Consider the following 14,696-nt stretch of genomic DNA (forward strand, 5'->3'; position numbering starts at 1 on the left):
GTTATTTCCAAGTGCCCGTCGCGCCGACCGCCTCGATCTGCTTGTTGACGTCGTCGATAATCGCTTGCCCGCCGTTCTTCAGGAAGTCGGCTTTAATCGTATCGAAATACGAGAGCGGCTCCTGGCCGAGGATGATTTTCGTCTCCCCGTCCATGACCTTGTCGTACAAGGCGCCCATCTTCTCGTTGAAGACGTCCGAATGGATGCTGCTGAACGGATCGATGTAGACGTAGTTCGGCTTGTTCCACTCCTCGATGACCGCCTTGGCATAGGCCGCCTCCTTCGGATTCTTCAACCCTTTGTCCAGCTCGAGCGCTTCGTCGGAAGGCGCCCATTCCTGAACCGTGAAGAACGTGCTCGGACGCGCCGCCACCTTCGCATCGTTGTCGCCGCTGAGATCCGCCACGCCGTTGGCGTACGTGTAGCCTTTGTCCACGCCGCCCTGCTTCCAATCGTAATTCTCGTTCTGCGGATTGCGCTGGTCGAACGGCGTGAATGTCATGAATTGATTCACCATGGTGAGAATACGATCGATCTTGTCCGGATCGTTCGCCAGCTTGGAGGAGAGCGTCTTCATCGTGTAATACCCGGACATCCCCGGCTGGCCTTGCGAGCCGTCCGGCGCTTTGAACGGCGGAATCGGGACGACTTCGGCATCAGGGGCGTTCTCGCTGAGCAGATTCCACATGCTGCCGGTGCCCGGAATGCCTTCATAGTAGATGCCGGCTTTGCCGCTCCAGAAAACCTGCCGCGCGTCGGTATATTCCATGACCGGCCAGTCCTTGGGAACCGTGCCTGCGGCGTATGCATCCTGCATGAACTTCAGGCGGTCCAGATTCGCATCGTCGGAAATGATGCCCGGGATGAGCTGGCCCTGTTCGTTCTTGTGGTACCAGGCGCCGATATCGTAATACACGCCCATCCGGTTGTTCCAGTCAATCCCTTTGCTCGTCGAGAATCCGTACGTATCCGCCTTGCCGTTGCCGTCCGGATCTTTCTCCGTGAACGCTTTGGACACTTGGAGCAGCTCGTCGTAATTGCTCGGCATCGGCAGGCCGAGTTTATCGAGCCAGTCTTTGCGAATGACCGCGGAGTTCATATATTTGACATGAAAATATTGCGGAATGCCGTAAATCTTGCCGTCGACGGATACGGAGTCCCAGATGGATTTCGGGATTTGCTGCAGTTGGGGATATTTGTCGATGTAATCATTAAGCGGCAGGAATGCGCCTTGCTTCGCCCATTTGATGAAATTGGAATCTACGCCCTCGAGACCGAGGATATCCGGCTGCGAACCGGAAGCCATCAATACGGCGATTTTCTGCTGGGCCTGATCCATCGGCACGAATTCCGGTTTGTAATCGATGTTGAATTTCTCGTCGATCGCTTTCACGCCGGGACTGTCGCTTGGCAGCACCTTGCCCCACAAGCCTTCGAACGCGGTAATCTTGAGCTTCTTGGCCAGCGGATCCGCGGCGGTGTCAGCCGTCTTAGCGCTGACGTTCGTCGAACCGTCCGTACTGCTCGCGCCGCCGTTATCGTTGTTCTTCGAAGAGCAGGCAGCCGAGAACAGCATGACGAAGGCCACGCATGCGGCAGCCTGCACTCTAATCCAGTTCTTGTTCAATCCAATCCCCACCTTATCGCGTAATCTCGTAACCGGGTAACGAAGTTCGATGGTGTCGATACGGGTTGACGGTAACTTTAGGAAGGCAGGCTTAGGCTGGCAAGCCCGAAGCTACCCTTTGACGGCGCCGAGCATCACCCCTTTGGCGAAATGCTTTTGCAAGAAGGGATAGACGAACAGGATCGGAACGGTCGCCACGAGAATCGCCGCCATGCCGATCGTTTCGGGCGGAGGCAGATGCTGGTCGCGTACTTGCTGGGCCATCAAGGTCGGCTTCAGGGAAGAGGCCGTATCGCTGAGCACGACAATTTGCCGCAAAATGACCTGAATCGTCCACTTGTCCGGGTTGTTCAAATACAAGATGGCATCGAAGAACGTATTCCAATGGCCAACGGCGCAGAAGAGGCCGAACGCCGCCAGTACCGGCTTGGACAACGGAAGGATGATGTGCGTATACACCTTCATCTCGCTGGCGCCGTCAATGATCGCCGCTTCGGTCAGTTCGTTCGGAATGCCCATGAAGAACTGCCGCATGATGAGCAAATTGAATGCGCTGATCGCGCCGGGCAGGATGAGCGCCCAGCTGGTGTCGATCAGGCCGGTCGCTTTCACGACCAGGTACGTTGGGATCATCCCTCCGCTGAAGAGGAAGGTCAGGAGGACCATGAAATTGATATATTTGCGGCCCGGCACTTGTCTGGACAGCCCGTATGCCATGGTCGAGGTCATCGCAAGATCGATCACAGTGCCGATCACCGTAATCCACACCGTATTGCCGATCGATTGCATGAACTGTTTCGAGCTGAAGATGTACCGGTACGAATCGAGCACCCATGTCTTCGGCCATAGCAGCAGGTCCGTATTCATGTACTCGCGGTAGGAAGTGAATGACACGACAAGCATGTAAAAGAACGGGAATATCATGAGTGCGGCGATGACAAACAGCAAGGCAACGTTGAGCCGATCGACTACGAGCTCCCCGCGCGTTCGAAAATGCATCTCCCTTCCCCCTTTGCCGTTTTAGAAGGCGCCTTCTTCTCCGAATTTCTTGGTCAGCTTGTTCGCGCCGAGGATGAGGATGAGGCCGATCAAGCTTTTGAACAGGCCGAACGCTGCCGAGAAGCTGAAATCGGCGTTCAGGATCCCTTTGACATACACGTAGTAATCGAGCGTCGTGCCGACGTCCTTCGTCAGTGCGTTGATCATCAGCATGATCTGTTCGATTCCCGTATCCAGCACATGTCCGAGTTGAAGGATCAGCAGCAGGGCAATCGTGCCGCGCAGCGCGGGCAGCGTAACATGCCACATGAGCCGCATCCGGCTTGCTCCGTCCACGACGCCCGCTTCGTAGAGTTCGTTGTTGATGCCGGACAAAGCGGCGAGGAAAATGATCGTCCCCCATCCGGTTTCCTTCCAGATGCCTTCGAGCAGCAGCAGGGGCATGAACCAGCCCGGGCTCGTCAGCAAATTCGATTGCGGCAGATGGAGCAGCCCGAGCATGGAATTGACGATCCCCTTCTCGCTCAGGAAGGTATTCACCAGTCCGATGACGACGATCCAGGAGACGAAGTGAGGCAGGTAGACGATCGATTGGATCGTTCGTTTGTACGCGTGGTTCCGCAGTTCGTTCAGCATAAGCGCGAGCGCAATGCCGACCGGGAAGGCGAATAACAGCTGGAGCAAGCTTAAGTACAGCGTGTTGAACAGAATTTGCACGATGTCCGGATCGTCGAAGATTTCCTTGAAATGGGCGAACCCGACCCAATCGCTGTGCCAGATGCCCGTGAACGCGCTGTAGTCCTGAAAGGCGATCATGATGCCGACCATCGGGACGTACTTGTAAATGACGAAATACGCAATGCCCGGCAGCAGCAGCAAGTAGATGAAACGCATATGCCACATTCTCGACAGCAGGGACTTCGACGGCCGCTTCAAGCTCACGGGGACGCTGCGGCTAACCGTTTCCTCGATAACAGAAGACAATATTTTCTCCTCCTCTCCCGAATGTGAAGATATGGTGAGCGTTATTGTTAATTCGAGTATACTGGCCGGAATGAAACGGGAATACGGGAGCGAGATGACTTTACTGCTTGACTATGATTACTTCTGTCGCGGGTGTAGTGAAGTTCGGAGCGTAAGTTGAACATCGGAGCGGAGTGAAGTTCGGAACGCTTGAACATCGGAGCGGAGTGAAGTTCGGAACGCTTGAACAGCGGAGCGGAGTGAAGTTCGAGGCGCTTGAACAGCGGAGCGGAGTGAAGTTCGAGGCGCTTGAACAGCGGAGCGGAGTGAAGTTCGGAACGCTTGAACAGCGGAGCGGAGTGAAGTTCGAGGCGCTTGAACATCGGAGCGGAGTGAAGTTCGGAACGCTTGAACATCACAGCGGAGTGAAGTTCGAGGGATCGTGAAAATACAGTGGACGTACATTCAAGTGCGAGGGCAAGTCCGGCATCAAGTAAAATGCATGTAAGCAAAAAAGCCAGCCACGACTGGCTGACTGGTGCTGGGTGCTGGGTGCTTGGTGCTTGGCGCTTGGCGTTTGGCTCCACCCCTCCGACCCTTTGCCCCCGGTTCTTGGCGCTGGGCTCGGCCCCTCCGACCCTCTGACCCCGGCGCTTGGCTCGGCCCCTCCGACCCTCCGCCCCCTCTGACCCCGGCTCTTGGCGCTGGGCGCTTGGCTCGGCCCCTCCGACCTCCGCCTCTCCGACCCACCGCCCCTCCCTCTCCGACTCCGGGCTAGCGGTTAACGAACTCTACACTGCTTATATGCGAGAAAATGGCATCCTCACGAATCTAAAGAATCCTATGAGCGTTATTTCACGGAAAACAAGTCAAATCGACGGTATCAGGAGCATTTATCCAAAATAACGCTTCCGAGGTTCGTTACAATCTCAATCCGCTGCTTTTGGCTCGAATAAGGTTGCTAGGATTCGTTACGCTAGCTCCGGTCGAGGTTCTTGGTTCTTGGTTCTTGGTTCTTGGTTCTTGGTTCTTGGTTCTTGGTTCTTGGTTCTTGGTTCTTGGTTCTTGGTTCTTGGTTCTTGGTTCTTGGTTCTTGGTTCTTGGTTCTTGGTTCTTGGTTCTTGGTTCTTGGTTCTTGGTTCTTGGTTCTTGGTTCTTGGTTCTTGGTTCTTGGTTCTTGGTGCTTGGCGCTTGGCTCCGCCCCTCCGACTCCGGGCTAGCGGTTAACGAACTCTACACTGCTTATATGCGAGAAAATGGCATCCTCACGAATCTAAAGAATCCTATGAGCGTTATTTCACGGAAAACAAGTCAAATCGACGGTATCAGGAGCATTTATCCAAAATAACGCTTCCGAGGTTCGTTACATTCTCAATCCGCTGCTTTTGGCTCGAATAAGGTTGCTAGGATTCGTTAGCTCACCCTTTCTTAGCTCTTGACCCTTCACTCTAGGTTCTTGGCTCTTGGCTCTTGGTGCTCTTGGCTCTTGGCTCTTGGCTCTTGGCTCTTGGCTCTTCGCTCTTGGCTCTTGGCTCTTGGCTCTCGGCTCTTGGTGCTCTTGGCTCTTGGCTCTTGGCTCTCGGCTCTTGGCTCTTGGCTCTTGGCTCTTGGCTCTTGGCTCTTGGCTCTTGGTGCTCTTGGCTCTTGGCTCTTGGCTCTTGGCTCTTGGCTCTCGGTTCTCGGCTCTTGGCTCTTCGTTCTTGGCTCTTGGCTCTTGGTTCTTGGCTCTTGGCTCTTGGCTCTTGGCTCTTGGCTCTTGGCTCTTGGCTCTTGGCTCTTGGCTCTTGGCTCTTGGCTCTTGGCTCTTGGCTCTTGGCTCTTGGCTCTTGGCTCTTGGCTCTTGGCTCTTGGCTCTCGGCTCTCGGCTCTCGGCTCTTGGCTCTTGGCTCTTGGCTCTTGGCTCTTGGCTCTTGGCTCTTGGCTCTCGGCTCTTCGCTCTTGGCCATTCGCTTTTGACCCTTCGCTTTTGACCCTTCGTTCTTGGTCCTTCTCTCTTGGCTCCTCGCTCTAGGTTCTTCGCTCATTCCAATAACGCGTACACGCCGACCTTCCGCCACGGCGGCTGAAGATCAATGCCATCATCGACGCATGCTTACTCGCTGCTGTAATGGATCACGCTGCCGGACGCTTCTCCGGGCGTCACGCCCCAGAACTTGCGGAACAGCCTCGTGAAATAGCCGATATCCTTGAAGCCGACCTGTCTCGCCGCTTCGTACACTTTGGCCCCTCCGACCATCAGCTCCCGGGCCCGCTGCATTTTCAAATCCTGATAATAGGCCGTGAACGTCAGTCCCGTCTCGCGCTTGAACAGCCTGCTTAAGTAGGACGGGTTCATATATAACTGGTCCGCGATGTCATGCAGCGTCATCTCCATGTCCATCTTCCCTTTGGCGAGCTCCATGACCGCGACGATGAGGCGATTGGTATGCAAATTGCGCTGCTCGCTGCCGTACGTCATATAAGCTTCGACGGCGCGGAGCATCCATTGCAGGGTCTGCTCCTTGGAGACCAGCTCGGGCGGACGCAGGAAGGATTCGTAATCGTGTTTCGCGACCTCCGCGACCGACCATCCTTGCGCATGGATCATCCGAACGATGAAGCTGTGCAGGAACAGCACATGTTCTTGCAGCGCGTCGAGACTGGGAACAACGCTGCACGTCTCCCGAAACCACTGTTCGACATGCTCGCAAGCCGCGTTATCGTCCCCGCTCTCCATCGCCCCTTGCAGCTTCCGCTCGAAAGCGCGGTCGGGAGCCGGGATGCCGGCGCCGATCGGCTGCGGATGATACGGAATGACGACGTTATAGCCGAATACGACGCGTTCGTGCAGGGCGCGATTCGCCTGCCTGAAGGAAATCTCGATCTCCTTCAGGACGACTTTGGAGCCGATGCCGGCGCTGGCCGTCATCTTCAAACTGTCCTGCACGCGCGCGAGCAGCCTTGCTATCGTCACGTTGACGCGCAAGACGAGCGCTTCGCCGGACTCCTCTTCCCGGCAGCCGAACATGGCGACCACTTTAGCCTCGTCATCCGGAAACAGCAGGCAGTTCGAGGCCCACAGCGTGTCTGCGGCCAGATTCTGCAAAGCGAGCCGAAGCAGCGGCGTATCCTTCTGGGAGTAGCGGATTTCCGATGCGGGCAGCGGGTCCATCTCCATGATTACGACCACGTATTCATCCTCTGCCTGCAGCGGCGGCCGCCCTGGAAAATACTCCTCCGCATGCTGCAGCGAATCGTCAGCCGCGTATTTGCCTCGGACGAGATCGCGCAGGAACAAGGCCTGTAAGGCAGGCAAGCTCGTCTCCCACATTCGTTTGAGCCGCTGGTTGTCGTGTTCCGTCTCGCGTTCGGCCCTCAGACGCTCGGCGAGTTTGCTGACGACGGCCAATATCTCCGCATTGCCTGCGGGCTTGAGCAAATATTGATCGGCACCCAGCTCCAGCGCATCCCGTGCATAAGAGAAGTCATTATGACCGCTTAAGATCACGAAAGACACCGACTCCCCGGACGCGCGCAAGCTTCGAATGATTTCCAGACCGTTCATATCCGGCAGCTGCAGGTCGAGCAGGACGATATCCGGTTTGCGAAGCGCGACCATCGCAAGCGCCTCTTTCCCGCTCCGGGCCATGCCGACGATTTCGATATCGTGCTCTTCCCAAGGGATGCAGGTCGCGACATTGTTCAACTGGCGGATCTCGTCTTCCACAAGCAGCAGATTCATAGGTTCTCTCCCCCTGTTCGTTCGATCGGCGGCGCCCCGTAGCAGGCTTCGACCGGAATGCGAATCGTCGTCTCCGTCCATTGCCCCGCGATGCTTGCGATTGTCATCTCCGCCCGATTGCCGTAATACAGCCGCAAGCGGGAGCAGACATTCGTTAAGCCGTAGAAGTCATTCGGCTTTGCACGCTCGAGATTAAACGAGTCGACGCGATTGCGGACGAGCTCGGACTGGATTTTTCTCAGCCGATCCTCCGGAATGCCGTTGCCCGTATCCCGTACGCGAAGCGATAGGATCCCGTTCTCATTGGCAGCCGCGATCGTCAGGCGCCCGCCGGGCGGCGCTTTCTCGAGACCGTGGATAATTGCATTTTCCACCAGCGGTTGAAGGAGCAGCTTCAGAATCGGGACCGGCTCGCTGGCTTCGTCGATCTGATATTCCCATTCAAAATGGTCGAGGAAGCGCATTTCCTGAATCCGGATGTAGTAGGAGAGATGCTCGAACGTTTCCTTGACCGTGAACGTATCTCTGCCTTTGCTCAGGCTGAGCCGGAAGAACCGCGACAAGTTCAATACCATCTCGCTGGTTTCATCGGCTCCGTATTGGACGGCGCTGGCATAGATCGAATCGAGGGTGTTGTATAGGAAATGCGGGTCGATCTGGGATTGCAAAAACTTCAATTCCGTCCTCGTCTTCTGCACCTGCTGCGTGTAAATATCCTGCAAGTACTGCTTTTGCTGCATCGCCATCTGGTTGAAGGTGTCCGTGATCATGCCGAATTCGTCCCTGCGCTTGCTCTTCAGATTAACATCCCAGACACCTCGGCGGATTTGCTGAATGCCTCCGAGCAGCTTCGCCAAGGGAGCCGAAATGCCGACATAGACGATCCACGAAACGATCAGAGCGAGGAAAATGCTAAGGACGCTGATCGCGATAATGAACGCCTGCAGCTGACGCGTCCCCTGGTTCAATACGCTCTCCGGCTGCGCGAGCTCAATCGACCATCCCGAAACCTGCGATACCACCCGGCTGTCCAACATATGCTTCTTCAGCTTGATGAAACCGTATTTGCTGTTCAATCCCCGGGCGGCTTCGTCCGAGACGCTCGCATCGGCGTAAGAAGCGATCACCCGATTGTCCGCATCCAGAATTTGAAACTGCGAATGTTTCGTATTCAATAGATTCAGCGCGAACTGGGTCAATGTCTGGCGCGACACCGTAATGCCGACGACATGGCTGCTCGGATTGGACGTGTTGAAGCCCATTTCCCGAGTAAACGTCACGAGATCCACGTTGTCCACGGGATCGGGCACGCCTGGCGAAATCTCCTTCGTGGCATGCGGAATGTACAGCACCGAGCTTCCCATGCCCGCAATGGCCTGGGAATACCAATTCCTATGGGCATAGTCGATTCGTTTGCCCCCATGCTGCCGGGAGATGATCATGCCCAAATTCGTATCCAGAATCCAGATGTCCTGAATCATATCGTTCGCCAGTTTGTACGTCGCCAGCCTGTTAAGGATCTGACTCGCCTCGTAAATCATCGTCGCCTCGCTGCCTTGCACGTCGAGCATGGCATTGAGCGTGCTGTCATTGGAGATTTGCAGGCTGAGGCGCTGCGCGGTATCAGTGAATTGATCGATGAAACCGAGCGCGGCCGAGATCGCCGCCCTGTTGTTCTCTCCCGCTTGCCTGACGACGATATTCTCGGATTGCGATATCGCGTAGAGACTGATGAAGATCAACGGAACGATCGGCAAAATGAAGAAGAAGGTCAATCTCTTCTGCGTCGACCTTCTGAATGGGGCCCGATCTCGTGTTACGACGCTCATACCGTGCAGCCTTCTCTCCTGAATGGTCTGATTATTGCGACTTCTTAATCGACGTCTCTTCCGCGAGCTGCGAGGTGCCTATGAGATTACCATTACTTCGCCGCGGGGCTGTCTTCTCCTTCCTGCGTTTTACAACTTGTTCACAAGTTGGGCGTTGAGCTTGGGTAAAATGAACAATTAAACCGCTAGAGAACGCCGCTGCGCGTGCGGATCGTTGTTCCGATCGCTGGCGCCTCCACAATCGACCGCTCGCTCCGCTTTGTTCTTGGCTATTCTTTCATTCAAATAAAACAAAGAGGCGGCGATTGCGCATCTGCGCAACCCCGCCTTTCTTCGCCAGCCTAACCCATTACCCATCGCTCGTCGGCTTACTCCACATGGCTAATTGCCAAGACCGAGCTATTCCAACGCCTGCAATTCTAAGCGTGCCTTGTAAGTTTACTTCGCATCATCATTCCCGAAGCCCAGCCACTCCAGCTCCGTCATCTTCTGCACCGCTTTCACGTACTCCGCATAATGCAGATGATCCGGGGCCAGCCTCAACTGCGCCACGTTCCTGCAATGTGTCAGCGTACGCGTGAAGTCTCCTTTCTTCTCGTAGCAGAGCGCGAGCAAATAATGCTCGCGGGCAAACGTCTGTCCCGCCTCCACGCCGAGCCTCAAGTTGCTTGGGTAGCGGAGCGAGCTCTCCAGGTCGCGGATCGCTTCGTCCCACTTCTTCTCCCGCATCGCCTGCGCCGCTCGGCCATTGAAAGCCTCGTGGTACAGCGACCGCAGGTCCGGCATACCCTTGAACGGATTCTCCCAGTTGCTAAACTTGAACTCGGTCAACAGCGCAATGGCTTCGTGGTAGCGGCCGAACTCGTTATAAATCTCAATAGAGAGCCGCACGGCGGACTGCGGTCTTTGGCCTGGGGCTTGGAGCACCTGCAAGAGCTTCAGCCGCTTGTCGCTGCGTCCGCCCCGTTGGTACAGCCGCGCCAGGTAGATCGCGATGTCCTGATTCACGGGAAGCAATTCAAGCCCCTGTTCCAATATTTCGATCGCCTCGTCATCCTTGCCCGCTTCCATGAGCAGGAAGCCGTAGTTGCGATACAGGACCGAATAATCGAAGCCTAATTCGACGCAGCGCGCCCAAGCGCGGCCCGCTTCCGCGTGCCTTTCTTTGGCATTGTAGATCAGCCCGCTCATGTAGAGCGCCCGCGGCGCACGTTCGCCCAGCAAGCGAACTGCGTCTTCCAGCGCCAGCAGCGTGAGCGGCAGAATCGGGAACACGCCGTCCGAGGAGCAGGTTTCGGCTTGTTCATATAAGCTGGATGCCAACGCCGCGTTGCCTTTCTGGGATTCCAGGTACCCGGCGTGGTAGAGGAGCAGCGGCTCCTTCGCAGCGGCGGCGGAGGTTGCGGCGGTGGCGGTGGCGGTGGCGGTGGCGACGGCGGCGACAGAGGCGGCGGCTTCCGAATCCGCCATAATCCCAAGAGCGAAACGCTGGCCGGCCTCGTCCGAGAGCTCCGCGTACCATTCGGCAAGGAGCAGCGCGTTATGCACGTCGTCTCTGGCGATCGACTTGCATCGGTCGCCGCCCGTCAGCTGATCGAGTTCCGCCGCGGCGTACAATTGAAGCGGATCGCTCGCCAATATCTCCGTCAGCAGCATCTCCGCCTGCGCCCGGTCGCCGCGCTGCCGCAAGGCATAGGCGCGCAGCACGTCCGCGCCTTCGACGCCGGACGCAAGGTCCGCCTTTGCAAAATAGCGTTCCGCACGGCTCCATTCCTTATCCCTCAGCGCGATCTTGCCGAGCAGCAGATTGGCTGATGGCGCGAAGGCCGAGATGTCGTTCACATACAGCAGGGCGCTCTTCGCCTTCTTGTCTTTGCCGTTCATGTACCGGACGAGCCCGGTATAGTAATGCAGCTCATCGGAGAACGGAATCAGGCCGGCGGCGGCTTCGATCGTCGCTTCGGCCGCGGCGTAATCGAGCATTTTGAGCTGGACGACCGTTTTGCGCAGATGCGCTTCCAGATACTCGGGATGCGTAGCGAGCAGGTCATCCAGCAGCTCCAGCGTTTCCCGATAGCGATGGCGTTCTTCGGCTTTGTACAGGCGGACCAGCCGCGTCGTCAGTTCGTCTTGGTCCTGCGCGTGGACCTCTTCTTCGTCTTGCGTGACTACATCCTCGACATGACGAATCAGGTGATCGACCAGCAGCGCGCCCGCGCGATCCCGAACCGTAAGCCTCAGCTTGCCTTCGGCCAAGCAAGAGGAAGCGATCCTCGCGTTCCACTTCTCCGTCCGCTCCGGCGACCAATCGCCGGTTGCCGCGAACACCGCCGCCTCATCGTGCAGCAGCGTAACGGTCGCGCCTTGCAAGCGTTCGTTTGCCAGCATCGACAGCTGCAGCGTAATCCCGCCCTCGGCTTCAGGCTGAAAGACCGTCGTGAGCACCACATGCTTATTCGCGTACGTAAGCGGTCCCGTCTCGATCGCCTGGAACCAATATTCCGACCATTGATGCTTCTGATGCGGCTGCAGGTAATGGTACAAATATTGCGTCTCCGTGTTGCCGGCCTGCTGCTCCATGTACGGCCCGTCATCGTCGGTCAGCAGCAGATTCCAGTTCCTCCCGTGCTCGTGATTGCCCCAGGACCAGAACTTGCTGCCGGGCACCTCCCGGTGATCCCCGACATGAACGTTGCCTGCCTCCGTATCCGTATCGTAGACGCCAAAATAATCCTCCTCGTTCATCGCCGTGAAGATCGACGAGAACTTCTCGATATTACGGGCCATTCGCACATCGACGTGGCCATCATAAGGCCATGGCTTGCGGATGCGGTTCTGCTCGTCAATGATCCAGCGGGTCGGATAGCGGCATACCAGCGAAGCTGTGTCCGGATACGAAGCCGTATTCCAGTGAAAAAATCGCTGCGGCACCGGAGTCGGATTGTAGATGCGCGTAATTTGCTCCAGATAGGCTTTGCCCGGCAGCAATTTCAGCTCGACGGAGAAACGCAGGCCGCTGATCTTGTCGGTCTCCCCGACGTAGATCGAAGCGGAGCCGTCGTCATGGCTGCGGACATGCGCTTCCACCGTCTCGAGACTGGTCGGCCGATGCCCGATCGGGAAGTTGAACTCGACCCCGCCGGCGATCCAAGCGCCGGTCAGGCCAATGAGCTGCGGCTTGATGACGTTGTTGCGGTGAAACAGTTCTCTGCCGTTGCGCTTATCGAACGCGGAATACAGCCTGCCCCCGAGCTCGGGCAGCACCGTCAGCTTCAAATATTCGTTCTCCGCCACCAGCGCCTCGTACGTCTTGTCGACTTTGGTTTCGGCGATCTCGTCCTGCATCTTATAGGGGTATGGCTTCTCCTGCCGGTATTCGCCGATAATCGGATTTAAACTCGGCGCTCCGACCGCGTACGTCGGAATCATGATCGACTCCGTGCCGCAGCTCGTGCGCCTCTCGCCTGTCGGTCCTGCCCCGCCTGCTTCGCTCTTGTGATCCAGCTCCATCCCGTTTGACCCTCCCGCTACGAATAGGTAAGTTGCCGCCTTGTTCTCGCCGACATGTCGGCTGGCTCTCGCCGGCATTCCGGCGGATTTCGGCAGCGATTCTTCCCCAAGTATAGAAGGCGCGTCTGCCCCCGGATAGTGGACGCTGATGACTTTGCATGCGAGTATGATGACTGGTTTGGGCGGATGCGGAGCGTGCTGATTGAAGCGATCGCCTCGCAAGCGCGAACTCCATACAGTTACGCCGCTTCGGCTTTCGCATCGCAAACACAAAGACGCCCGGGATTCATGGATCCCGAGCGCCATCGCCCCGATTATTTTTAAAATCTTGCTTCGTGCTGATCCCGCTTCCGCTGCTAATCGGATCAGAAATCGTTTATTGCTGCGGAGCCATGTTGTTGTAAATGCGCGTCGCCGTCACTTTGCCCGTGCCGATATCATCCGTCGTGAAGCCGGATACGAAATTGCCGACCTTGAATTCCTTTTGCAGCAAGTCATCGGACGGTGCGGCAGCCGTCGGGCCGCTAATGCCCATGATGGTGTCGGACGTGACCGTCACCCACAGGTCGCCGACTTTGAAGCTCTTACCGTCCGCGCTCACTTCCGTGATCTGGCCGTCGATGTTGGCAGCCATTTTGCCCGTCGTCGCCGGTTTTGTCGCGTTCGCGTTCGCCGCGTCATTCTGCGGGGCGATCAGGTTGTAGATAACGTCCGCGTTCACCTTGCCGGTGCTGACGTCTTGGGACGTGTAGCCCGATACGATGTCGCCGACCTTGAAGTCTTTATTGAGCAGCTCGTCGGAAGGCTTCGCTGCCGTTGGCTCCGTGCTGCCGAGTTTCGTCTGATCCGTTACCGTCACCCACAGATCGCCGACCTTGAAGCTTGCGCCGTCCGCGCTTACCTCGGAGATGACACCGTCGATGTTGACCGCTACTTTGCCCATGATCGGCGGCTTCGTTCCCACGTTCGTCGACTGGGACGGAGCAGGCGTCGACGGCGACGAATTCTGGGTCAACGCGAATCCCCCGACCACCAATACCGCGCATGCTGCAATTCCGACTGTCCAACCTGTCAATGTTCTTTTCACTGTTTTTTGCATATTCATTCTCTCCTTTTGGTTGCTTATATTGGATGGCGTTGCTGCCTTCTCGATCTCGGACATCAGCTTCTGATAAGTGACTTCGTTGAAATCCTCGCTTGTCTTCAAGCGGGTCATCGCGGATTTATATAACGACGATTTCTTCATCCCCCTGACCTCCAATCTTTTCTTTCAAGATCAAGCGTCCCCTCGCCAGCCATGTGCCGACCGTCGCGGGCTTCGCCTGCAGGATGGCTGCGATTTCCTGGATCGAATAGCCTTCGTAATAGTGCAAATGAATCGGAATGCGGTACTTCTTATCCAGAGCCAGTACGGCCTGCAGCACGTCGCTTTCTTCCTTCGGGAGGTAGCTTAGGTCCTCGGGAACCGGATTCCGGCTTCTGAACCACCCTGTTTTCAGCATGTTTTTGCTTTTATTGATCGTCGTTCGAATCAGCCACGCCTTCTCATGCTCGCCACTGTCGAACACCGGATGCTTCTGCAAATACGTGAGGAACACGTCCTGCGCGACTTCTTCGGCATCCGCCGTATTCTTCAAATAGGCAAAAGCGATCTTGATCAAGCTTTGCGAATACAGTTCCAAGGCCTTCCGTACAGATTCATTGAGCTCTGATGAATTGTACACCTCAGCACCTCCTTTCACTTGTAATACAATCGAGGGGGCCGGAATTTTTCATTGCGGGTGAATTTTATTAGGATGGGGAAATTTGGGGGAAATAAACCGGTTCGAATAGGACATCTATATTGGATGATTCCTTGAACAACACAAAAAGGATTTTCCATAAGCCATCATAAGCGATGACCATGGAAATCCCCATGTATGGATCCCATCTCCTTGCCGCCGACTCAGCCTTTCTTGCTCTTCGCCTTATCCGCATGCTCCGCATGTCAACATCCATTCAACTCCACGAATTATGGGCATTGCTAATAGATTTGATACGCATTCAA

Annotated in this window: 10 protein-coding genes; 1 reads left to right on the top strand and 9 read right to left on the bottom strand. The window is 56.3% G+C overall.

From position 1 onward, the window contains the following. Position 1: 1 nt before the first annotated feature. From GZH47_RS11755 to GZH47_RS11765, 3 genes are all read right to left on the bottom strand, one after another. Positions 2-1,627, bottom strand: a complete 1,626-nt coding sequence (locus GZH47_RS11755; protein ID WP_162640257.1) for an extracellular solute-binding protein — start codon at positions 1,625-1,627, stop codon at positions 2-4. Positions 1,628-1,738: 111 nt separating this feature from the next. After that, a complete protein-coding gene (locus tag GZH47_RS11760; protein ID WP_162640258.1) occupies positions 1,739-2,626 on the bottom strand; it encodes a carbohydrate ABC transporter permease in 888 nt (295 codons plus the stop codon). Between the two features lie 21 nt (positions 2,627-2,647). After that, complete coding sequence (locus GZH47_RS11765; protein ID WP_225446456.1) at positions 2,648-3,610, bottom strand: ABC transporter permease; 963 nt, start codon at positions 3,608-3,610, stop codon at positions 2,648-2,650. A 173-nt stretch (positions 3,611-3,783) separates the two neighbouring features. On the opposite strand from GZH47_RS11765, the gene GZH47_RS11770 reads away from it, so the two are divergent. Continuing rightward, positions 3,784-4,035 (top strand): hypothetical protein, encoded by a 252-nt coding sequence (locus tag GZH47_RS11770; RefSeq protein ID WP_162640259.1) that lies wholly within the window; start codon positions 3,784-3,786, stop codon positions 4,033-4,035. 1,002 nt (positions 4,036-5,037) lie between these two features. Here the strand turns inward: GZH47_RS11770 and GZH47_RS11775 are convergent. The 6 genes from GZH47_RS11775 to GZH47_RS11800 all read right to left on the bottom strand — a co-directional run bounded on the left by GZH47_RS11775 (position 5,038) and on the right by GZH47_RS11800 (position 14,373). Continuing rightward, a complete protein-coding gene (locus GZH47_RS11775; protein WP_162640260.1) occupies positions 5,038-5,535 on the bottom strand; it encodes a hypothetical protein in 498 nt (165 codons plus the stop codon). A 146-nt stretch (positions 5,536-5,681) separates the two neighbouring features. Continuing rightward, a complete protein-coding gene (locus tag GZH47_RS11780; protein WP_162640261.1) occupies positions 5,682-7,310 on the bottom strand; it encodes a response regulator in 1,629 nt (542 codons plus the stop codon). Then, entirely contained in the window at positions 7,307-9,139 is a 1,833-nt protein-coding gene (locus GZH47_RS11785) for a cache domain-containing sensor histidine kinase (protein ID WP_162640262.1), read from the bottom strand. Before GZH47_RS11785 ends, GZH47_RS11780 begins: the two co-directional genes overlap by 4 nt. 438 nt (positions 9,140-9,577) lie before the next feature. Then, entirely contained in the window at positions 9,578-12,649 is a 3,072-nt protein-coding gene (locus GZH47_RS11790) for a DUF5107 domain-containing protein (RefSeq protein WP_162640263.1), read from the bottom strand. Positions 12,650-13,025: 376 nt separating this feature from the next. Next, complete coding sequence (locus tag GZH47_RS11795; protein ID WP_162640264.1) at positions 13,026-13,895, bottom strand: DUF5666 domain-containing protein; 870 nt, start codon at positions 13,893-13,895, stop codon at positions 13,026-13,028. Next, positions 13,873-14,373 carry an RNA polymerase sigma factor gene (locus GZH47_RS11800; protein ID WP_162640265.1) on the bottom strand — a complete coding sequence of 167 codons (501 nt, stop codon included), beginning with the start codon at positions 14,371-14,373 and terminating at the stop codon, positions 13,873-13,875. The genes GZH47_RS11795 and GZH47_RS11800 overlap by 23 nt, the downstream gene beginning before the upstream one ends. Positions 14,374-14,696 lie beyond the last annotated feature (323 nt).

Origin of the sequence: Paenibacillus rhizovicinus, assembly GCF_010365285.1 — a bacterium.
Lineage (GTDB): Bacteria > Bacillota > Bacilli > Paenibacillales > Paenibacillaceae > Paenibacillus_Z > Paenibacillus_Z rhizovicinus.